The sequence below is a fragment of the Xenophilus arseniciresistens genome, assembly GCF_028023875.1.
Taxonomy (GTDB): domain Bacteria; phylum Pseudomonadota; class Gammaproteobacteria; order Burkholderiales; family Burkholderiaceae_C; genus Xenophilus; species Xenophilus arseniciresistens.
In genome coordinates, this window is sequence record NZ_JAQIPB010000006.1 from 320,093 (window position 1) to 344,585 (window position 24,493).

5 protein-coding genes are annotated in these 24,493 nt (G+C 67.9%); all 5 read left to right on the forward strand.

All coding sequences use genetic code 11. The annotated features are described in order from the left end of the window. Window positions 1-442 precede the first annotated feature (442 nt). The 5 genes from PGB34_RS14320 (at window position 443) to PGB34_RS14340 (ending at window position 24,484) form a co-directional block, all read left to right on the forward strand. A complete protein-coding gene (locus tag PGB34_RS14320) occupies window positions 443-1,012 on the forward strand; it encodes a hypothetical protein (RefSeq protein ID WP_271428759.1) in 570 nt (189 codons plus the stop codon). 132 nt (window positions 1,013-1,144) lie between these two features. Beyond that, the gene (locus PGB34_RS14325) at window positions 1,145-4,075 is read left to right on the forward strand and encodes a hypothetical protein (protein ID WP_271428760.1); all 2,931 of its coding nucleotides are present in this window, start codon (window positions 1,145-1,147) and stop codon (window positions 4,073-4,075) included. A gap of 243 nt (window positions 4,076-4,318) precedes the next feature. Continuing rightward, complete coding sequence (locus PGB34_RS14330) at window positions 4,319-11,878, forward strand: OmpA family protein (RefSeq protein ID WP_271428761.1); 7,560 nt, start codon at window positions 4,319-4,321, stop codon at window positions 11,876-11,878. Window positions 11,879-11,978: 100 nt separating this feature from the next. Next, window positions 11,979-18,635: a prealbumin-like fold domain-containing protein gene (locus tag PGB34_RS14335; RefSeq protein ID WP_271428762.1), complete on the forward strand. Its 6,657-nt coding sequence runs from the start codon at window positions 11,979-11,981 to the stop codon at window positions 18,633-18,635. Window positions 18,636-18,880: 245 nt separating this feature from the next. Then, complete coding sequence (locus PGB34_RS14340; RefSeq protein WP_271428763.1) at window positions 18,881-24,484, forward strand: prealbumin-like fold domain-containing protein; 5,604 nt, start codon at window positions 18,881-18,883, stop codon at window positions 24,482-24,484. Window positions 24,485-24,493 lie beyond the last annotated feature (9 nt).

Below are 24,493 nucleotides of genomic sequence, written 5' to 3' on the forward strand. Positions count from 1 at the left end.
ATCCGCCCCTGCGCCCCACCCATTGGCCGCTGGACAAGGAGGCCTTCCAAATCATGAACCACCCTTAGAAAAAGAACACCTTGTTCTTACTGTCAATCAATCGTTAATTACCAAATCACAAACCTTTACATATGTGATTTTTTTGGAGATTCAATGGCTTGAGTGATTTTTCAACCATGGCTTTCGCGCGCGACATTGACAAGAATTGTTGCGCGATAGGTGCTTTCCTGTGTTGGGCAAAAGTTCACGTAACTTTTCGGCAGTCTTCTCATGTAACGCTATGGACCACAAAAAAGGACGCTTCTGGTATTTGAGAATGACGGCACTTTGTATTTTTCAGCCGCAAGGGAGTGCCCTCCCGCAAGCGCCTATCGGTAACAACCCTTATCCCGTTGATCGGGATGTTCATGTCCCGCAATTCATTGGTTCAGGAGCCGCCGCCATGACCACAGCCCTTCGTAAAGCAGCAATTGTTGCCACATTGTTAATTGCCGGAATTTCCGGCACGGCCCAGGCGCAATTCGCCCCGCCTGCGGCCCAAAGCGCCGCCAAGAAGCAGGTCGAAGTCGTCCTGGTTCAATCAAAGGTCGTCAAAGACGCGCAGGGCCGCGAGCAACTGGTCGCCGCCGATACCGTCAAGCCGGGCGACATCCTTCAATACCAGGCGACTTACACAAACAAGACGGGTAAACCCGTGACTGGTTTGGTCGCCGAACTGCCAATTCCCGAAGGCCTGGAATACCTGCCCAAGACGGCGCAGCCCGGTCCGGACCGCGTCAAGGTTGCGGCTGCGGCGAAAGACGGGCAGTTCGCCGCCGAACCGCTGGCGCGGGTGGTCAATGGCAAGACCGAACCCGTTCCCTACAACGAATACCGCTCGCTGCGCTGGACGCTGGGTCAGCTGCAGGCGAACGCGGTGACCGTCGTCAGCGCGCGCGCCAAGGTCGAGGAGGTTGCGCCCGCGCAACCCGTGGCCGCTGCCGCGCCGGCTGCCAAGCCCGTGTCGCGCTAAGACCCAGCGCTGAACCGCCCGCCCGGCCACCTCCACTCCAACCATTCCCCGCACATGTCCGCCCCGCCGTTTGGTGGGCGGCTGGGGGAGCCTTTGTCCCCGTTTCTTGACCACCACCCCTAGGAGAAGACTGTGACCCCTAACCTGCCAGCCCGTCGCCGCGGCCTCGCGCCGCGCGCGTTCTGGGCGGGTGCCGCTGCGCTGACAGTGGGCTTCCTGCTCGGAAGCCCGCAGGCCTTCGCCGCGGCTCCACCCGCCAACACCATCATCGGCAACCAGGCCTCGGCCACCTACCTGGACCCGAATGGCGCAAGCCAGCTCGCCACCTCCAACCTGGTGCAGACCACGGTGCAGCAGGTGGGATCCTTCAACCTGGACACCTACACCAGCGTGACCACCAACGTGGTCAACACCAAGACCGGCGCGGTCGGCACCACCGTGTACGCGCCCCACGTGCTGACCAACACCGGCAACGGTCCGGACGCCTTCAACATCGTGGTGGATCCGGCCAACCCCGCCGCCAACCAGTTCTCGAAGGTTGAAGTCTTCGCCGACGCCAACGCCGACGGCGTGCCCGACAACACGACGCCGCTGTGCTCCGTGCCGAGCACGGGCGCGACCTGCGTCGTGCCGCCGCAAACCGTTGCTGGCAGCAACGGCACCTTCCCGTTCGTGGTGGCCTACACCATCCCGAGCAACGGTGCTGGCACCTTCCCTGCGCTGGCGACCATCACGGCATCGCCGGTGCCTTCGGCCATTCCGTATGCCAGCACCCAGGCTGCTGACCGTGACCAGGTGAACCTCACCAACGTCGCGGCCTTCAGTGCCACCAAGAGCATCGCGGCACCCGCGGTTGCGTCGTCCGTCGCTGGCGGCGCCTGGCCTGCCGCGTCGACGACCGGCCAGCGCTCGGCACCCAGCTGCGCACTGACGCCCACCGCAGCGGTTGCAGGTGCAGCAGGCTGTTCGTACACCACCTACACCCTGCGCTTCAACAACACGGGTGGCGCGGCCGGTACGTTCTACATGAGCGACGTGCTGCCCTCCGGCATGACCTATGTGCCGGGCTCCGCCGTGTGGAGCAGTGCTCCGGGCACCGCGCTGACCGACGCTTCGGGTGGCGACACCACTGGCATCGACTTCCAGGCGAGCGGCAACACGCTGTCCTTCGTGGTGGCTTCGCTGGCGCCCAACGTCACGCAGACCGTCAGCTTCATGGTGATGATCAACGACACGGCCACCGTGGGCACGTCGACGACGACCAACACGGCCAGCTACGTGCCGGTCACCGTGCCGCCGACCACGACCACCACCACGCCGCCGGACACCACGACCTATCCGCCTTCGCCGACCAACCCGTCGCCCTACACCGTCACCGGCAGCTTCGGCATCGTGGTGGGTTCGGCAACCGGTACGGCCACCGCTTCGGTGGACGGCACCGCCGGCACGCCTAACGGCACCGCCGCGGATACCAACACCCAGCCCAGCGCCGGCGCGGGCACGGTCGTGAAGTTCACGCAGACGGTGTTCAACATCGGCAACACGAGCGACATCGTGAACCTCGCAGCGGCCAGCGCGGCAACGCAAGGCTTCCCTGCAGGCACGACCTTCAAGTTCTTTGCTGCTGACGGCCTCACGCCGCTGATCGACAACAACAGCGACGGCATCGTCGACACTGGCCCGATCGCGGCTGGCGGCAACGTCAACGTCGTGCTGGCGGCCACGCTGCCTTCGCCGACGGTGGTGCCCACGGGTCCGTTCAACGCGATCGTCACCGGTACCTCCACGGGCGACAGCACCAAGGTCGACGCTGCCCAGGACGTGCTGACGGCCATGATCGGCGTGCTGGTTGACCTGACCAACACCGCGCCCGGCAACGGCATCGCTGGCAGCACGGCCAACGGCGACGTGGGCACGGGCCCGAGCCCGCAGCCGACGACGACCAACACCACGCCTGCAGGCACCGGTACGGTCTTCACGCTGTTCGTCAAGAACAACGACATCACGGCCAACACCTACAGCCTCGCGGCCAGCCAGACCAACAACTTCCCCGGCAGCCTGCCCGCAGGCTGGACGGTGAAGTTCTCGGCTGCCGGCACGGGTTGCGCAGGTGCCGCGATCACGACCGTGAACGTGGCCGCCAACGGAGGCCAGACGCCCGTCGACGCCTGCGTGACGCCGCCTGCTTCACAAGCGCCCATCACCGGCCAGTACATCTACTTCCGCGTGGTATCGACCATCAACACCTCCACGGGTGTGACGGCCATCGACACCAAGACCGATGCGGTGAACGTGACTGCGGCCAACACCTACGGCGCGACCCTCACGCCGAACAACAACGGCCAGGTCGCTCCCGGCGGCTCGGTGGTGTATGCCCACACGCTGACCAACACCGGCGCGCAGGTCTGTGCAGGCCCCTACACCTTCACGGCCACGCTGCCTGCGGGTGATGTCTCGGCCGGCTGGACCACGGCGCTGTACATCGACGTCAACGAAGACGGCCAGATCGACGCCGGCGACACGCTGGTGACCGGTCCCATTGCCGGCCCGCTGGCGGTGGGTGCCAAGCAGAAGCTGCTGGTCAAGGTGTTCGCACCGGGCGGCGCAACGGCAGGCACCGTCGACACGGCCACCGTGACGGTGACCTTCCCGGCAGGCGCCACCTCGTGCGGCACGCCCACGGCCACCGATGTGACCACGGTCATCACGGGCCAGCTGCGTCTGGTCAAGACGCAGATCCTGGACGTGGACTGCAACGCCGCTGAAGTCCCCACCTCGTCGGCTCCGCTGACGGCCAAGCCCGGCGAATGCCTGGTGTATCGCGTGGTGGCGACCAACGAAGGCGTGGCACCGGTGACCAACATCTCGATCAACGATGCGGTCCCTGCGTACACCACCTTGGCGTCTCCGCAGCCGAGCAACCAGTGCGTCTCCACCGGCGTGACCGGTACCGCGCTGGCCTACAGCTCGACCGGCACCACCGTGGCCTGCGGCAGCACGGCCAACACCGTGGCCCCCGGCGGCACGGCCACGCTGACTTTCTCGGTGAAGGTCAACCAGTGACGTTCCTCACGTCCTGAACCCAGCGCCGACGGGACCCTCAGGTTCCGTCGGCGCCGTGTTGGCTCCACAGCCAGCTTTCTTTCGTTTGCGCCTTCCTTCGGGAGGGTGCAGAGGAAAGCTCGTTCCGCGTTTTTCCCGCCTCCTGTCCCAGGGGGCATCCAAAGGTCCATCGGCATGTTGTTGATTTCCTGGCTCAGAGGCTTCGGCCTGCGATCGCGGCGGGCGCTTGCCTTCGCGTTCGCCATGGGTCTGGCGCATCTGCTGGCCATGCCGATGGCCGCCCATGCCGTGCCCGTGCCCGCGGGCACCGTCATCCGCAGCTTTGCCACCGCCACCTACAACCCCGGCGGAATCGCACAGACGGAAACCGTCAACTCCAACGAGGTGATCGCCACGGTTCTGCCCGTGGAGGCGCTGGTGCTGACACAGGACCAGACCGTGTCGCGCCCGCCCGGCAGCATCGTCACCCTGAGCCACCTGCTGGCAAACACCGGCAACGTGGCTTCCAGCTACACCATCAGCCTGCTCAACAACGCCGCGGGCTGCGCTGCCGACACGCTGGACCTCTCATCGCTGCGCGTGCTGCGCGACACCAACAACAACGGCGTGGCCGATCCGGCCGACCCGCCCGTCGTGCTGGATGCGGCAGGCGCGCTGACCTTGCAGCCGGGTGAAGCGGTCTCGCTGCTGGTGCAAGGCACGGTGCCCAATGTGCCCGCGGGCGCGGCCTGCGTGGGCCTGAGCGCCACCACCGCGCTGCAGAGGCTGTCGGACACCAATCGCGACACGATCAACGTGGGCACGGCCGCCGCGCTCACGCTGGTCAAATCGGCCAGCTACCCCAGCCCCGTGCTGCCGGGCCAGACGCGCATCGACTTCACGGTCACGGGCTCCAACATCGGCGCGCAGGATGCGCAGCCCAGCAACACCGTCGCGCCCACCGGCACGCCGCTGCTGGTGGACGGCGCTTCCACCGCGCTGGTGCTGGTGCGCGACCTGGTGCCGGCGGGCACGCAGTACATCCCCGGCACCTTGCAGAGCACGGCGGCCGGCGCCAGGCGGCTGTTCCGCCTTGCGGGGGACGCGCCCTTCAGCTACCGGACGAATGCCGACGACGCATCGGTGGTCGAAGTGGCCATTGGCATTCCCCAGTCGGTGGTGCGCAACGGCTCCATCGCGATGCAGTTCGCCGTGAAGGTCCTGGCCGATGCGGGTGGCGACATCCGCAACACCGCGCAGGGCTACTACAACGACGGCACGATGGCCGCCACCGTGCCTTCGAACACCGTGGTGATCCCGCTGAGCCAGGCGCGGCTGGGCGTGGCCAAGTCGGCTTCGGTGCCGCGGCCCAACCGCGGTGCCGACGGCCAGCCCGACGGCACCTCGAATGTGCGCTTCAAGGTGAGCCTGCGCAACTACGGCACTTCATGGCTTTACGGCGTGCAGGCCACCGACCTGATGGAAGGGGCCGATGCCACGCAGTTCGGCACCTACGTGGCGGCCGCAGTGCCGGCGGCCAACCAGTACACCATCGTGCCGGGGTCGCTGGCGCTGACGTCATCGGGGACGACGGGCGCAACGGCCCCGGCCGTTAACCCGGCCTTCAAGGGCACCGCCGACGCGCAGAACCTGCTGGCTCCGGGCGCGGTGCTCGCGCCGGGCGCGCAGATCGTGATCGAGTTCGACGCGCGCATCAATTTCACGGGCCGTGGCGTGCCGCTGCTCAACACGGCCAAGGCCACCGGCGCGCTTTCTGCGGGCGGCCCGACGGCGGCGACCGACGACTCGGTCAACGGCGACAACCCGGATCCGGACGGCGACGGCAACCCCGGCAACAACGCCTCGCCCACGCCCGTGAGCACGCAGCTGCCGGCCCTGACCCTGAGCAAGCAGGTGTCCGTGCCGCGCCGCATCGCGCCGGGCGTCTATGAGCTGGACTACACGCTGAAGGTCAGCAACACCGGGACGGTGCCGGCGCCCAATGTGCGCCTCATCGACAACCTGAACTGCACCTTCGAGATGGACAAGGCCGATGGGCAGGTCGCTTCGTGGGAGCTGGTTGGCGTGCCGACCATGGCCAACGGCGCGCTGGTCGCGGCCAAGGGCTTCACGGGTCGCGCCACCTGCGACCGGGCCAAGCTGCAAAGCGATGACCCCTACCAGGTGCCGACCGAGATTGTGCTGAGCCTGACCGACGGCAGCCGCGCGCTGGCCCCGGGCCAGAGCGAACTCGCGCGCTTCACGGTCCGCCTGACCGAAAAGCCCAGCGCCATCGGCAGCCGCGTCACGCTGACCAACAAGGCCTGGGCGGCCGCCTTCGAGCAGAACACCGTCAACGTCACGCCCAGCGCCCTGGTGGCCGCAGCGGCTGCGTCGACCCAGGTGCTGCTGATCGATCCGCAGGGCGTGGTCTACAACGCCGTGACCCGCCAGCCGGTGGCCGGCGCCGTGGTGACCTATGTGCGTCAGTCCTGCAGCAGTGGCGCCAGCGGCCCCATCACCGCGGCCGAGATCCACGGCAGCGACACCGGCCTCTACAGCTTCAACGCCAACGGCAGCGTGTCGATGGTCACCGGTGCCGACGGCGCCTACCAGTTCTACCTGCGCTCGCCGCCGGTCAGCGGCCTGTGCACCTACGGCCTGTCCGTCGTGCCGCCCGTGGGCAGCGGCTACGTGGCGCCTTCGCAGCTGATCCCGGTCACGGGCGGCAGCTTTTCCAGTTGCGGCGCCGTGGTGCCCAACGCGCTGGCGCCGAAGGACGGCGAGCCCACCACGCACCACTTCCAGGTGCGTGCCGGGGTCAACCCCGACGGCACGGCCTGCGAGGCCGTTCACAACCACATTCCGCTCGACCCGGGCAACGTGCTGGGGCTGGTGCTGCGCAAGGAAGGCAGCAAGCGGCAGGCCGAGTTCGGCGACTTCATCGACTACGCGCTGACCATCACCAACAAGACTGGCTTCCCGGTCACGGGCGTGAGCTTCAACGACTCGCTGCCGCCCGGCTTTGCCTACGTGGCCAACAGCGCGCGGCTCAATGGCCAGGTGGTGCCCAACCCGGCCGGCGGCGCCGGGCCGGGGCTGATCTTCAACTTCCCCTCGCTGGTCATCGCGCCCGACCAGTCGGCGATGGTGCGCTACCGCGCCCGCATCGGCGTGGGCGCCCCCACCGAAGGCGACGCCATCAACCGCGCCCGCGCCGTCTCCGGTCCCATGCAGTCCAACCTCGCGAGCTGGAAGGTGCGCGTGACCGGCGGCGTCTTCTCGGACGAAGCCTTTGCCTTCGGCAAGGTCTACATGGACTGCAAGCGCGACGGCCGGCAGGAAGGCACCGACGAGATCGGCGTGCCCGGCGTGCGGCTGTACCTGGAAAACGGCACCCACGTCATCACCGACGTCGAGGGCAAGTGGAGCCTGTATGGCCTCAAGCCCGTGACGCATGTGCTGCGCGTCGACCAGACCACGCTGCCCGCGGGCGCACGCCTGGCGCTGCTGGACAACCGCAACGCGGGCGCGCCCGAAAGCCGCTTCGTCGACCTGAAGAAGGGCGAGTTCCACAAGGCCAACTTCATCGTCGACAACTGCGACAACAAGGCCGTGCTCGACGAAGTGGCCGCGCGCCGCGCCGCGATTGCCGCCCAGCCCGACACCGAGGCCGAAGCCCAGGTGCGCCTGCGGCTGGACCCCGAGGGCCGGGTGCTGCCGGTGGGCGACCGCCGCGGCATGCCCGCATCGGGCCAGGCCCTGGCCAGCGGCAGCACGGGCATCGTGCAGACCACTTCGGCACCGCTGATCGCGCTGCCCGCTCCGTCCACCAACAGCAGCACCTTCGTCGGCGGCGTGGGCGGCACCATCGGCGGCACGCTCGGCACCCAGCCCAACGCCAGCATGCCGCTGAGCGCGACGCCCACGCCCATCCCCGCGGGCAGCCTGTTCAAGCCGCTGGGCGGCCTGCCGACGGCGGGCCAGTCCGCATCGGCCACGGCGGGTTCGGCCACCGGCGTGGGCGTGTTGCCCGTGCGGCCCATCGGCATGGGCGGCGCCATGCTGGAGCCGGGCGGCCAGCCCCTGCTGGCCCAGCCCGCGCCCGGCCCCGTGCCGCTCGAAAACCTGCTGCCCCAGATGGAGGGCAATGCGCTGGCCTTCATCGAGCTCAAGGACCGGGACACCGTGGCCGGCCAGTCCATCAACGTGCGCGTGAAGGGCAACGCCGACGGCGGCTTCAGGCTCAGCGTCAACGGCAGCGCGGTGGACGAGCGGCGCGTGGGCAAGAAGTCCCAGCTGCCGTCCAAGAAACTCCTGGCCTGGGAATACATCGGCGTGGTGCTCAAGCCCGGCGCCAACCAGCTCAAGCTCGAGGCGGTGGACCCCTTCGGCAACGTGCGCGGCACGGCGCAGGAGATCACCATCGTCGCGCCCGACAAGCTCTCGGCCGTCGAGATCGACCTGCCCGAAGCAGCCTATGCCGACCTGCGCACGCCCGTGCTCATCAAGGTGCGGCTGGTCGATGCAGCCGGCGTGCCCATCACGGCCCGCACCCAGCTCACGCTGGAAGCCGACCGCGGCCGCTGGCTGGACGAGGACCTGAACCCCGACGAGCCCGGCGCCCAGGTCTTCATGGAAGGCGGCGCCGCGCAATTCCGCCTGCTGCCGCCCGGCGAGCCCGGCGACGCGCGCATCCGCGTGTCTGCGGCCAACCTGGTCAAGGAAGTGCGGCTTGCGCTGCTGCCCGAACTGCGCCCGATGATCGGCGTGGGCATCGTCGAAGGCGTGCTCGACTTCACCAAGCGCGGCAAGCTGCCGCTGGGCGCCATGCCCGCGGGCGCGGCCTTCGAGGCGGAGCTTTCCGGCCTGAAGGACGACAAGCGCAACAGCCGCGCCAGCGGCCGCGCGGCCTTCTTCTTCAAGGGCACGATCAAGGGCGAGTACCTGCTGACGGCGGCCTACGATTCCGACAAGACGCAGAAGGACCGCCTGTTCCGCGACATCCGGCCCGACGAGTTCTATCCGATCTACGGCGACTCCTCGCTCAAGGGCTTTGACGCCCAGAGCACGCAGAAGCTGTATGTGCGCATCGACAAGAACCGCTCCTACCTGCTGTACGGCGACTTCACCACCACCAGCAGCACCGAAGTGCGCAGCCTGAGCCAGAGCAACCGTTCGCTCACGGGCCTCAAGCATGTCTACGAAAGCGACCGCGTGCGCGCGACCACCTACGCATCGCGCACCGCGCAGACGCAGCAGGTGGAGGAATTCCGCGCGCTGGGCACCTCGGGCCCCTACTACCTGAACAGCAGCAACGGCGAGTTCGTCGACAACAGCGAACAGATCGAGATCGTGGTGCGCGACCGCAACCAGCCCAACATCGTGCTCCAGCGCACGCCCGTTGCCCGCTTTGTGGACTACACGGTCGAGCCGCTGACGGGCCGCATCCTGTTCACGCACCCGATCTCCTCGGTCGATGCGAACCTCAACCCGCAGTCGATCCGCGTGACCTACGAAGTGGATTCGGGCGGGCCGAAGTTCACCGTCGCCGGCACCGACGTGCAGGTCAAGGTCACCGACGCGCTGCAGCTGGGCGTGGTGGCCAGCACCGACCGCAACCCGCAGAACCGGCGCGAACTGCGCGCCGTCACCGGCATCGCCCGCATCGGCGAGAACACGACCGTGGCGGCCGAAGTGGTCAAGACCCGCACCGACGAGAACGGCGACGGCCATGGCGCGCGCGTGGAAGCACGCTACCAGGACGAGAAGCTGGCCGTGGTCGCGCTGGCGGCCAAGACCAGCGAGGGATTCGACAACCCGGGCGCCAGCTTTGCGGGCGGCCATGCAGAGGCTTCGGCGCGCGCTGAATACCGCGTGGACCCGACTCTGGCGGTGCGCGCTGAAGTGCTCTACAGCAAGGACGCCATCGAGGAGAAAGCGCGCAAGGGCGCGACCCTGAGCGTGCAGAAGAAGCTGGGCGAGGGCACGGCCCTGGAAGCCGGCCTGCGCCACGGCCAGAGCAACAGCGGCTTCGGCTCGGGCTCGGGCTTCGACTACGGGCAGATCTCCAGCTACAACGGCCAGATGGGCAGCAGCATCGGCGCCAACAGCGTCACGGCGCTGGGCGCCGCCATCGCCGCCAACAATGCCGAGCTGGACACCCAGACCACCGTGCGCGCGCGGCTGTCCACGCAGGTGCCCGGCGTGCCCAACGCCCAGGTCTTCGTCGAAGGCGAGCAGGACGTCAAGGACAGCAGCCGGCGCGTGCTGGCCATTGGCGGCAACTACGCCGTGAGCGACAAGACGCGCGTGTACGGCCGCTATGAACTGATCTCTTCGCTGTACGGGCCCTACGACCTGAACGGCGCGCAGCGCAACAATGTGGGTATTCTCGGGATCGAGAGCAACTACATGGAGGGGGGGCGCGTGTACAACGAATACCGCATCTCCGACGCCGATGACGGCCGCGCCGTGCAGGCGGCCATCGGCGTGCGCAACACCTTCAAAGTGACGGAACACATCCGCGTGACCGGCGGCGTGGAGCATGCGCGCGACCTGAGCGGCTACAGCAACAGCGGCAACACGGGCACCGGCTATGCAGGCGGGCTGGGCGAATCCACGGCTGTGACCAGCGGCATCGAATACCTCACCGACCGGATCAAGGCCAGCGGCGTGTTCGAAGCCCGCCGCGGCGACGACGCCAACACGCGCCTGTTGAGCGCAGGCTTCGGCTACAAGATCGACCCGGCCTGGAGCCTGCTGGCGCGCAGCATCGTGAGCGACAGCGAAGGGCAGGGCATGAACGCGGGCAACGAACGCCACCTGCAGCGCCACCAGATCGGCGTGGCCTACCGCCCGGTGGACACCGACACCTGGAACGCGCTGGCGCGCTACGAGCGCCGCTCCGAAGAGGTGGTGGGTTCGGGCAACGCGGCCGGCGCGCTGAACGGCAGCCGCGTGTTCGGTTCCGACAACGGCGCCAGCCTGCCCGGCAAGAGCAGCGCAGACATCGTCTCGGCCCACCTGAACTACAACCCCGCGCGCGGGCGCGTGCTGAGCGCGCGCTATGCGGCCAAGGTCAGCCGCTACGACGACGGCATGCTGGACAGCAGCTACTGGGCGCACCTGCTGCATGCGCGCTACACGCAGGACATCAACGCCGACTGGGATTTCGGCGTGCAGGGCGGGGTGCTGCAGGGCAAGGGCGGCGGGCTGCAGAAGACCTTCGGCGTCGAGCTGGGCTATCAGGTCTACAAGAACATGTGGCTGTCGGCGGGCTACAACTTCGTCGGCCTGCATGACAAGGACCTCACGGCCAACGAATACACCAGCAAGGGCGCCTACCTGCGCCTGCGCTTCAAGTTCGACGAGACGAACCTGGGCTTTGCCTCGGCCGGCGGCCCGGCGCCCGCGCAGGCCGAAAAGGCTTCGTTCGCCCCGGCCCCCGAACTTGCGCCGCTGCCCGCGCGCACGGTGCTGCAGGCGCAGGCGCTGTTCGAGGCCGGCAAGTCCTTCATCAAGCCCGAGGCCCACGACACGCTGGACGCGCTGGCCGCCCGCATCAAGGCGACCGAGGCCGAGGTTGTGATCCACATCAGCCACGCACAGGCCACCGACGGCGCGCAGGACCCGCTCCAACTCAACGCGCAGCGCACCAACGCCGTTCGCAGCTACCTCATCAACCGCGGTGTCGACACCATGCGTCTGCGCACGAGCCTTCCGGAAGAAGCCAAGGCGGCCGAAGGCGAACACGGCCAACCGCGTGATGCCAACAGCCGCTGGGTGCTGATCGCGGCAAGCGAGCGGGCCGCAGCACCTTGAGCGAGGCCGTGTAATGCCAAGCAATCAGCATCAGCACGCAGCCCTTCGATCAAGCTTCAGCCACAGACCGCTGGCGCCGCGCGGTCCACGCGCAGGAAGCTTGTTTTCCACGCTTGCACGCGGCCTGGCGGCGGCGTGCGTCGGCTGGCTTTGCATCGGCACCGCGCCGGGCTGGGCCGCGCAGGTTGCCTGCACGCCGGATGCGGGCTTCAACACCTGCGTGCGCATCACCAACTCAGGTGCCAACCAGACATTCACGGTTCCTCCCAGCGTCACTTCGCTGAGGGTCAAGCTGTGGGGGGCCGGCGGCGGCGGCGCGGGGGCCAACAATGCGATTCTGCTGACGGGCCTTGGTGGCGGCGGCGGGTTTGCCCAGGGCACGCTGCCTGTCACGCCCGGGCAGAACCTGACTGTTGTGACCGGCTCGCCGGGCGTGAGCCGGGGCGGCGCGCAAACCTTTGGCGGTGGCGGCGCCGGTGGCGTGGCCACCCTTGACGACTGGGATGGGGGCAGCGGCGGTGGCCGTTCCGGCATCCATGACGCGCTCAGCAATGAGGAACTGATCACGGCGGGCGGTGGTGGCGGGTCGGCCGCTGCCACGGCATCCAATTCGACCACGGCCTCCGCCCAGAGCTTTGCCGGTGCCGGAGGACAGAACGCTGCTTTCAATACCGGCTGTGTCGCGGGCGTCGCGGCGACCGCGGGTGGCGCGGCAGCAGGTGGCACGGGCGGCACAGGCGGCAATCCAGGTGCGAACGGTGCTGCGCTCACGGGGGGCACGGGTGGGGGCAGTCTCGTTCTCAACGCCGGCGGCGGCGGCGGCGGTGGCGGTGGCCATTTCGGCGGCGGCGGCGGCCAGGGGCAGCTTCTTGCAGGCAACTGCACGAGTGGTGGGGCCAACAGCAGTATTGGCCAGGAAGGTGGTGGTGCCGGCGGCTCCAGCTTTCTCTCGGCAAGCATCACGGGCGGAAGCACCGTCGCGGGCAACCGGCAGGCCGTGGCCAGCGGCACCGACTCGCAATATGTGGCCGGCATCGGCGTGGGCGGCGCCAAGGCGGGCAACGGCGGCGCCGGCCTGGTGGTGATCCAGTTCAACCGCACGGCCACCCTGCAACTGGCCAAGAGCTGGGGCACCGGCAGTGCAAGCGGCAACACCGCGGCCATCGGTGCCAGCAGCGGCGGCACCAACGCCGGCAGCCCGAGCAATACCGCGGCCTTCAATGCCGTGGCTCCCAATGCCGCCAACAGCGGCACCGCGGTGGTGGTGTCGGTGGGGAACACCATCACGCTGCCGGCAGAAACGATGCCCACCGGCTCGCTGGCCGACTACAACACGGTGCTGGCCTGCACTGCCGACGGCGGCGCGACGGCGAATGCGCTGAGTGGCACCAACGGGCAGGTCGCGAATACGCTCGTGATCGGCGCGGGCGACGAGGGCAAGCTGATCGTGTGTACCTACACGAACACGCCCAAGCCCGTGCCAATCACCTTGCAGAAGGCATTGGGCACCACGGGTCGCATTGCGGCCAGCGACCAGTTCACGCTGTCGGCCAGCGGCGCGGGGGCGCCAGCGGCGATCAACACCACCGGCACGGGCATCGCCGTCACATCGGCGGCCTACAGCATCACGGCCACGCCGGGTACGGCCTACACGCTCAACGAAGCGATGGCGGCCGGCAGCGCTTCGACGCTGGCGCAGTACACCCAGGAGCTGAGCTGCACCAACAGCGGGCCGACGGACGTCATCGGCCTGACTTCGCTGCCGGCCACCGTCACGCCGGTGGCTGGCGACAACATCAGTTGCGTGGTCACGAACACGCCGCCGCCCATTGACCCAGGCCCGGGCGGCATTGATCTGAATTACCCGGTCTGCAACGGCGATCCCATCATCGCCGGCGGCGACTTCACCAACCCGGCCTGGGTCAAGAGCGGTTGGGGCAGCGTGACCGGGGGGCAGGTTGCATCCAGCAACGACTCGCTGGACGCGACCTTGAGCCAGATGCTGCAAGGTGTCTCGCCCGGCGCTACGGTGACCTTCACCTGGAGCTACCAGAACGCCTCTGGTGGCAACAACGGAAATGCCATACGGATAACGTTGAACTATGGCGGCATCAACTACTGGACGGGTGACAGCGCGGCCGACGGCGTGACCAACAGCCCGGCATCGACCGCCAGCAACGGCGCCACCTGCCTGAGCGGCTGCGCCGGCATGGGGCCGAACGTGGACCGGACGGTGCGCCTGCGCCTGCCCGTCGGCATTCCCATGAACGGCAACCTGGCGTTGAGGGCACGCACCATCGGCAACCTGACCGGCGGCTATGACGACCCCCGCATCAAGGGGCCGATCACGATGACCAACACGGGCATCTGCCTGGTCAAGAAGAGCGTGGGCGGCACGGGGGCCTTCAACTTCAGCACCACGGGCGTGGACACGACGATGGGCGGCGGGGGCACCACGGCCAGCATCACCACCTCTGCGGCGGACACGCTCTACTACTACGACGCAAGCAGCACGCGCGCCAACAACCAGCCGCTGCTCGTGCAGAACCCCGGGGCAAGTGCCAACGTCACCGTGACCGAAACGCCGGCACCGGGCTTCGTGTTGAGCGATGTCTCCTGCGTCGGCGTGACGCCGGTGCTCAATGCCGCCACGAACACGGTCACCATTGCCAGCGTGCCGCTGGACACGGTGGCGACCTGTACCTTCACCAACAGCACGTCGATCATCAACCTGACCAAGGCGTTGGGCGGTAGTCGGGTTGCCGCTGGAGACCAGTTCTCGGTGGCGGTGCGCACCGGCGGCGTGAGCGGCACGGTGGTCAGTTCCACCGCAACGGCCACCACCACCGGCAGCGGCGCCACGGTGAATGCCGGCACGGGCACCACGGGCGACTTCCTCGCCACGCCCGGTCAGAGCTTCACGCTCACGGAGGCAGGCGCCGCGGGGGCCAATCTTGCGAATTACGACGCGCGCCTGACCTGTACCGACTCGGCCGGGCTCACGCCGGCTGCGAGTCTGCCGACCAATGAAGCCTTCGACCCCGCGGCGGGCCGCGCGATCACGCCCGTGGCGGGTGCCAACCTGCGTTGCACGATCACCAACACGCCCAAGGCGCCGACGCTGAGTCTGCAGAAGGCGCTGGGTGGCACGGGGCGCATTGCGGCAGCGGATCAATTTGCCTTGTCCGGAACTGGCACGGGCGCGCCCGCAGCCAAGAACACGACCGGCACGGCGGCAGCGATCACTTCCACGCCGTACAGCTTCACCGCCACGGCCGGCACGGCTTACACGCTCAATGAAGCGATGGCCGCAGGCAGTGCTTCGACCCTGGCGCAGTACAGCCAGGTGGTCGCCTGTACCAACACGGGCCCCACCAACGTCAGTGGCCTGACCACGCTGCCCATCAATGTCACGCCTGTGGCCGGTGATGCGATCAGCTGTTTGATCACCAACAGCCCGAAAGCGCCTACGCTGAGCCTGCAGAAGGCGTTGGGCGGAAGCGGCCGTATTGCGGCGGCGGATCAATTCGCCTTGTCTGGCACTGGGACGGGAGCGCCCGCGGCGGTCAACACCACGGGTGCGGGAACCACCGTTAGCTCGGCGGCGTATTCCTTCACGGCCACCGCAGGCACCGCTTACACGCTTAACGAAGCGATGGCAGCGGGCAGCACCTCGACCTTGGCCCAGTACAGCCAGGTGGTGGCCTGTACCAACACGGGTCCCACCAACGTCAGCGGCCTGACCACGCTGCCGATCAATGTCACGCCGGTGGCGGGTGACGCGATCAGCTGTTTGATCACCAACAGCCCGAAGGCTCCGACGCTGAGCCTGCAGAAGGCTCTGGGTGGCACAGGGCGTATTGCAGCCGCAGACCAGTTCTCGCTGTCTGGCACGGGCACCGGGGCGCCTGCGGCGGTGAGCACCACAGGCACAGGCACGGCCGTCAGTTCTGCTGCATACAGCTTCACGGCGACTGCGGGCACGGCCTACACACTCAACGAAGCGATGGCCGCGGGCAGCGCTTCGACGCTTGCGCAGTACAGCCAGGTGGTGGCCTGTACCAACACGGGTCCGACCAATGTCAGTGGCCTGACCACGTTGCCCATCAACGTCACGCCGGTGGCTGGTGATGCGATCAGTTGCGTGATCACCAACAGTCCCAAGGCTCCGACGCTGAGCTTGCAGAAGGCGCTGGGCGGCACGGGGCGCATTGCTGCGGCAGACCAGTTCTCGTTGTCTGGCACCGGCACGGGCGCGCCAGCTGCAGTGACCACCACAGGCGCAGGCACGGCCATTAGCTCGGCCGCATACAGCTTCACAGCCACCGCAGGCACGGCCTATACGCTTGATGAAGCGATGGCTGCGGGCAGTGCTTCAACCCTGGCGCAATACAGCCAGTTGGTGGCCTGTACCAACACCGGCCCGACCAACGTCAGCGGCCTGACCACGTTGCCGGTCAGCGTCACGCCGGTCGCTGGCGATGCGATCAGCTGTTTGATCACCAACAGCCCGAAGGCGCCGACGCTGAGCCTGCAGAAGGCGCTGGGTGGCACGGGTCGTATTGCTGCGGCCGATCAGTTCTCGCTGTCTGGTACTGGAACTGGGGCGCCTGCGGCGATCAACACCACCGGCACGGGCACTGCCGTCACTTCAGCGGCTTACAGCTTTACCGTTACGGCTGGCACGGCCTACACGCTCAATGAAGCGATGGCCGCGGGCAGTGCTTCTACCCTGGCGCAGTACAGCCAGGTGGTGGCCTGTACCAATACCGGGCCGACCAACGTCAGCGGTCTGACCACGTTGCCCATCAACGTCACACCAGTGGCGGGCGATGCGATCAGCTGTTTGATCACCAACAGCCCGAAGGCGCCGACGTTGAGCCTGCAGAAGGCATTGGGTGGCACGGGGCGTATTGCTGCGGCTGACCAGTTCGCCTTGTCCGGCACTGGAACGGGCGCGCCAGTGGCCAAGAACACGACCGGTACGGCAGCGGCGATCACTTCCACGCCCTACAGCTTCACGGCGACTGCTGGCACGGCCTACACGCTCAACGAAGCGATGGCCGCGGGCAGTGCTTCTACCCTGGCGCAGTACAGCCAGGTGGTGGCCTGTACCAACACGGGTCCAACCAATGTCAGCGGCCTGACGACATTGCCCATCAACGTCACGCCGGTGGCGGGCGATGCGATCAGTTGCTTGATCACCAATAGTCCGAAAGCACCGACGCTGAGCTTGCAGAAGGCGCTGGGCGGCACGGGGCGCATTGCTGCGGCTGACCAGTTCTCGCTGTCCGGCACTGGAACCGGGGCGCCTGCGGCGGTGAGCACCACAGGCACAGGCACGACCGTCAGTTCTGCTGCATACAGCTTCACGGCGACTGCGGGCACGGCCTACACGCTCAATGAAGCGATGGCCGCGGGCAGTGCTTCGACCCTTGCGCAGTACAGCCAGGCAGTGGCCTGTACCAATACCGGCCCAACCAACGTCAGTGGCATCAGCACACTGCCCATCAGCGTCACGCCGGCCATGGGCGACGCGATCAGCTGCGTGATCACCAACACCCCCGTAGCGCCCAAGGTCAGCGGCCGCGTCTTCCTGGACAACGGCGTGGGCGGCGGCACGGCCAACGACGGCATCCTCAATGGTGGTGAAGCGCCCCAGGCGGGCATTTCGGTGCGCCTGACCAACTGCGCGGCCACCGTGTACGCCAGCGGCGTGACCGACGCGACGGGCAGCTACAGCCTGGGCGTGCCCAGCGGCACCGCAGCGGGGACGGCGATGTGCGTGGAGCAGGTCAACAGCCCGGCCACGCGGGTGTCGACCGGGGCCTCGGTGGGCAACACCGCGCTGCCTTCGGGCAGCGCCACGGCTGCGGCCGGCGGCAGCTATACCTACACGCGCACGGGCACGCCCGATCGCATCGCCTTCAGCTGGAATGGCACCGGCCACGCCAACCTGAATTTTGGCGACGTGGACAACAGCAGCTTTGCGGCCAGCGGCGCCAAGAACGGCTCGCCGGGCGCCACAGTGACCTACCCGCATACCTTCACGGCCGGCACTGGCGGGCAGGTGCGTTTCAGCATTGCCGGTGAAACCGCCACGCCGGCCATCAGCGGCTGGAGCGCAAAGATCTTTGCCGACCCCGGATGCACGGGCAGCCTGCAGCCCGGTGCCGCGCAGCTGTATCCGCCAACGGCCGCGGCCACGCCGGTCGCATTTGCGGGCCAGGTGTGCATCGTGGTGCAGCACTTCATTCCTGCTAACGCGCCGCCGGGCGCGAATGACAGGCTGACGGTGCAGGCCGACTTCGATTACCTCAACGCCAATCCCGCGCTCAGCGCCAGCTTCACGCTGGAGGACATCACCACGGTGTCGACCACGGCACTGGAGCTGAGAAAGGAAGTGCGCAACGTCACGCAGGGCGCGAGCTTCGGCGTGAACAACCAGGCCAAGTCGGGCGAGACGCTGGAGTACCGCATCACCTACACCAACAACGGCCCGGCGCCCATCAGCAGCATGACGGTCAACGACACCACGCCGGGCTACACCACCTTCGTGAGCGCCACGGCTGGCACCACGCCGGCCTCGCTCACCAATTGCGTCAAGAACACGCCGGCCAATGCCTTGCCGGCGGCCGGCGTGCCGTGCACCGATGCACAACCCGTGGGTGGCACCGGCCCGATCAGCTGGAAGTTCACTGGCTCCCTCGCGCCCGGCGGCACCGGCACCGTGCTGTTCCAGGTGAAGATCGATTGAACGGTGCGATCGTTTCCAGCGGCTGGCCATGCATGGCGGATGACGGCTGGATCAAGGGAGCCGCCATTTGCCCGCAGAAGGGCGCGGCGCCGAACACGAGTTCCGGCGCTCCATCCATGGCTATCCAGATGACTTCATCCATTGAACGCCCTGCTGCTGCAGGCGCACCGCAGCCCAAAGCCGCCAGCTGTGCACCACGTACCGGGGTGCTTGGGGCAGCGCGGCGCCTGCTTCTTCAGGGCTGCGTGGCAGGCCTTGCGTTGCTTTCGGCACAGGCGCTTGCGCAGACCTGCGCCGCGCCCGGCCCGCGCGTTGCAGACGCGACGCTCACCGTCTCGGGCGGAAGCTGCGACGCTTCGCGCCCCTGCACCTTCCTCAACAACAACGACGCTGCTGCGAACCCCAACGACGTCTTGGAAACCAACGCACGGATCATTTCGTCGACTGCGGCCAACCCCATCACGTTCACCTTCAGCAGCCCGCACACCGTCAAGACGGTGCGCGTGAACAACGCCTGGGGCGTGCGCGACATCCAGCCCTACCAGTGGTCCTTCCAGCTGCTTGATGCCAGCGGCGCCGTGCTGGCCACGACACCCGCCTATACCGACCCCAATCCCCAGACGCCATCCAGCGTCACGTCGCCCTCGAACGACACCAATCCGCCGCCCACGGTGGATTCATGCTTCGCGACGGCAGTGGCCAACGTGAAGACGGTCCGATGGATCGTGACCTCGTACTACGCGACCCGCATCTATCCCAATCAGTCGGGAAGCACGCCTTCGGCAGCGACTGGCAACCAACTGAACTACGCCGAGACGCGCGACATCGACTTCTTCGCCGCTCCCAGCGACCCGTCGATTCCGACCGTGCAACTGGCCAAGAGGAGCACGGGCGCAACGGGCACCTTCGGGTTCGCGATGACGAACCTGGGCAGCAGCACCGACAGCATCAGCACCACCAGCGACGGCGTTGCTGCCAACTCGGCCCTGACGGCCCTTGTCAGCAACACGGCGCAGCCCGTGACCGTGACGGAGACGGTGCCGGCCAACCATGCGCTCACGGGCGCGAGCTGCACCGACACCAACGCCGCGACCACGGGCAACCCCGCCAGCTTCGGAACGCTCGCAGGCGCCGTGCTGACGATCCCGGCCGCCAACCTCCGGCCCTTCGCCAAGATCGTCTGTACCTTCGAGAACCGGGCCACCCGCATCCGCTTCCAGAAGACGACGCTGCCGGCCGGGCAGAACCAGAACTTCACGGTGGCGGCCTTCAACGGCCTGCCGGCCACCACCATCAATGCGAGCAGCGGCGCCTCGGCCTATGCCGTGCCCACGTCGCTGGCGGCGGGCAACCTGACCGAGAACGCCGTGGCGGGCTGGCGCGGCATGGGCCTGTCCTGCGCGGCCGACACGGGCTTCAACGGCGAGACCACCGGCGCGGCGGTGCTGACCAACACCACGCCGGCCACTGCAGTCAACACCGCCTACACCACGGCGGTGCCAGCCGGCACCTTCAAGGCCGGCAACGACTACACCTGCACCTTCTCAAACGGCGCAGCCGTGGTGCGCCTGGCCAAGTCCACCTCGCCGGTCGCGGGCGTCAACCAGAGCTTCAGCAACAACATCGCCAGCAACGGCCTGCCGGCCAGCGGCATGAGCTTCAATGCGGCGACCGGCCCGAGCACCTATGTGGTGATCACCAACCCTGCAGCCGCCACGTCGCCGCGGGAGGCCGGCGTGCTGAACTGGCGCGGCACCGGCATGGTCTGCAGGCGTGACAGCGATGGCGTGGCCGTGCACACGGCCACGAACGTGGGCACGACGGGCGCCGCCTACACGCCCACGGCCATTCCGGCCAACACCTTCGTGCCGGGGACGAGCTACACCTGCACGCTGTCCAATGAGCGGCTGCTGCCGGTGCTGACGAAGGCGTTCTCGCCCTCCGCCATCGTGCAGGGCGGAACGGCGACCCTGACCTTCACCATCCAGAGCCTGGCCGGTGTGCCGCTGCAGGCGGGCCTGACTTTCACCGACACCCTGCCCGCAGGGCTGGTGCTGGCCCAGGCGCCAGCCTTGAATCAGTGCGGCGGCCTGGTGACGGGCGCGGCGGGAGGGTCAACCATCCTGCTGGCAGCCGGCTCGCTGCCGGCCGGCCCTTCCAGTTGCCAGATCACCGTGCAGGTCACCAGCGCGCCAGGGCAGGGCGCCGCCACCTGCCCGAGCGCCGCCACCACCAACGCGAGCGGCAACATCTCGGCGCTGCCGGTCAACCTGGTCAATGGCGTGACGGACCAGTGCCTGGGGATCTCCACCACCGCGCCGACCATCACGCTGCAGAAGGCGCTGGGCGGCACGGGGCGCATTTCGGGCGGTGACCAGTTTTCGCTGTCGGGCACCGGAACGGGGGCACCTGCTGCCGTCACGACCACAGGCACGGGCGCTGCGGTCAGCTCCGCGGCCTACACCATCACGGCCACACCCGGCACGGCCTATGCGCTGACGGAGGCGATGGCCGCAGGCAGTTCCTCGCTGCTGACGCAGTACAGCCAGGCCGTGAGTTGCACCAACACCGGGCCTACCAACGTCAGCAGCATCAACAGCCTGCCCATCAATGTCACCCCGCAGGTGGGTGATGCGGTCAGTTGCACGGTCACCAACACGCCCAAGCCAGCAACACTGAGCCTGCAGAAAGCGCTGGGCGGCTCCGGCCGCATCAGCGCCAGCGACCAGTTCACGCTGTCGGGCAGCGGCACGGGCGCGCCTGCGGCGCTGACCACCACGGGCAGCGGCACGGCCATCACCTCGGCGGCCTACAGCTTCAACGCGACGCCGGGCACGAGCTACTCGCTGAACGAGGCCATGGCCGCGGGCAGCGCCTCGGCGCTGGTGCAGTACGACAAGGCCGTCAGCTGCACGAACACAGGCCCGACGAACGTCAGCGGCCTGAGCACGCTGCCGATCAACGTGACGCCGGTGGCCGGCGATGCGATCAGCTGCACGATCACCAACACGCCCGCGACCATCATCGACCCCGGGCCGAACGGTGGGGACCCTGCAGCCCTGACCTGCAACGCGGATCCCGTCATCTCCGGGACCAATTTCACCGCTGCCGAATGGGTCAAGTCGAACTGGGATGCGGTCAGCAGCGGCGCGGTGACGATGAACGAGGACAGCGGCACGGCCACCTTGAGCCAGTCTGTTTCGGGTGTGACGCCGGGCGCGCTGCTTACTTTCAGCTGGCGCTTTCGCAACGGGATCATCAGCACGGGATCCGCCGGAAACGCGTCGAGGCTGAGCCTGTCCTATGGCGGCGTCACCTATTGGACCGTCAATACCAATGACGGAACGCTCAACCTGAATTCGGATGCCGCCACTGCATCCAATGGCGCTTCATGCGTCAGTGGTTGCGGTGCCCTGGCCGAGGCGACGGACCGCATGGTGCGCCTGCGCCTGCCCACGGGCATCCCCATCTCGGGCCTGCTGCGCTTCACCGCGCAGTCCTTTGGTGGAACCTCGGACGACATGACGGTGCGAACCGCCGTGTCCATCCTCAACACCGGCGTCTGCCTGGCCAAGACCAGCGCAGGGGGCACGGGCACCTTCAACTTCACCACCGGCACCAACGTGGACACCACGATGGGCGGTGGCGGCACCACGGCCAGCATCACCACGGCCGCGGTCAACACGCCCGTGCTCTATGACGCCAGCGCCACGCGCACCAATGCCCAGCCGCTGCTCATCAAGAGCCCGGGGGCAAGCGCCAACGTCACCATCACCGAAACACCCGCACCGGGCTTCGTGCTCAACAGCGTGACCTGTTCCGACGGGCTCACACCCATGCTCAATGGCAACACGATCAGCATCGCCAGCGTGCCCAGGGACACGGTGGCCAGCTGCATCGTGACCAACAGCACCTCAACGATCAACTTCAGCAAGGCGCTGAGCGGCAGCCGTGCCGTTGCGGGCGACCAGTTCACGGTCGCGGTGCGCACGGGTGGCGTCAATGGCACGGTCGTCAATTCCACGGCTGCCTCCACGACCACCGGCAGCGGCGCCACGGTCAATGCCGGCACGGGCACCACGGGCGACGTGCGCACTACCCCCCGCACGGCCTACACCCTCACCGAGGCGGGCGCGGCAGGCGCCGTGCTGGGCAACTACAGCGGCAGGCTCACTTGTACCGATGCTGCGGGCGTCATGCCCGCTTCCAGCCTGCCGACCAACGAGGTCTTCGACCCTGTGGCCGGGCGCGTGATCATCCCGCTGTCGGGCGCCAACCTGCGCTGCGTGCTGACCAACACCTCGACCCTCGGGCCGAGCATCACGCTGCAAAAGGCCCTGGGCGGGGCAGGGCGCATCGCAGCGAACGACCAGTTCACCTTGTCGGCCACCGGCACAGGCGCGCCTGCGGCGGTGACCACTGCCGGCACGGGAACAGCCGTGACGTCCCCGGCCTACACCTTCACCGCCACCGCAGGCACGGCCTACACGCTCAACGAAGCGATGGCCGCAGGTAGCACCTCTGCGCTGGCCAACTACACGCAAAGCGTGACCTGCAGCAACACCGGCCCCACGGACGTGAGCGCGCTCACCACGCTGCCCATCAACGTCACGCCGGCCGCGAGCGATGCGATCAGTTGCGTGATCACCAACACGCCGGCCGTGCCCGCGGTCAGCGGCAAGGTGTTCCTGGACAACGGCACGGGCGGCGGCACGGCCAACGACGGCATCCTCAATGGCGGCGAGGCGCCCCAGGCGGGCATCGCGGTGCGCCTGACCAACTGCGCGGCCACCGTGTACGCCAGCGGCGTGACCGACGGCACGGGCAGCTACAGCCTGAGCGTGCCCAGCGGCACCGCAGCGGGCGCGGCCCTGTGCGTGGAGCAGGTCAACAGCCCGGCCACGCGCATCTCCACCGGGGCCTCGGTGGGCAACACCGCTCTGCCTTCGGGCAGCGCCACGGCTGCGGCCGGCGGCAGCTACACCTACACGCGCACGGGCACACCTGATCGCATCGCCTTCAGCTGGAACGGCACGGGCCACGCCAACCTGAACTTCGGCGACGTGGACAACAGCAGCTTCGCCACCAGCGGCGCCAAGACGGCCTTGCCCGGCAGCACCGTGACCTACCCCCACACCTTCACGGCCGGCACCGGGGGGCAGGTGCGCTTTGGCATCGCCAGCGAGACCGCCACCCCGGCCCTGGCAGGCTGGGCCGCGGAGATCTTCGCGGACCCGCTCTGCACGGGCAGCCTGCAGCCGGGCGCGCAGCAGCTGTACCCGCCGGGCACCGCTACCACGGCGGTGGCCTTCGCGGGCAAGGTCTGCGTGATCGTCAAGCAGTTCGTGCCGGCCAACGCGCCCATGGGGGCCAGCAACAAGCTCACGATCCGGGCCGACTTCGACTACCTCAATGCCAACCCGGCGCTGGGTGCCAGCTTCACGCTGGAGGACATCACCACGGTCTCGAGCACGGCGCTGGAGCTGAGGAAGGAAGTGCGCAACGTCACGCAGAGCGCGGCCTTCGGGGTGAACAACCAGGCCAAGTCGGGCGAGACGCTGGAGTACCGCATCACCTACACCAACAACGGCGATGCGCCCATCAGCGCCATGACCGTCAACGACACCACGCCGGGCTACACCACGTTTGTGAGTGCGACGCAGGGCACGACGCCAGCCAGCTTGACGGCCTGCCAGAAGACCACCCCGGCCAATGCGCCGCCGGCCGCGCCCGTGGCCTGCGCGGATGCGCAGCCGGCAGGCGGCACCGGGCCCATCGGCTGGAAGTTCACCGGCACCGTGGCGCCGGGGGGGACGGGCTTCGTGTTGTTCCAGGTGAAGGTGGACTGAGGGCCGGGG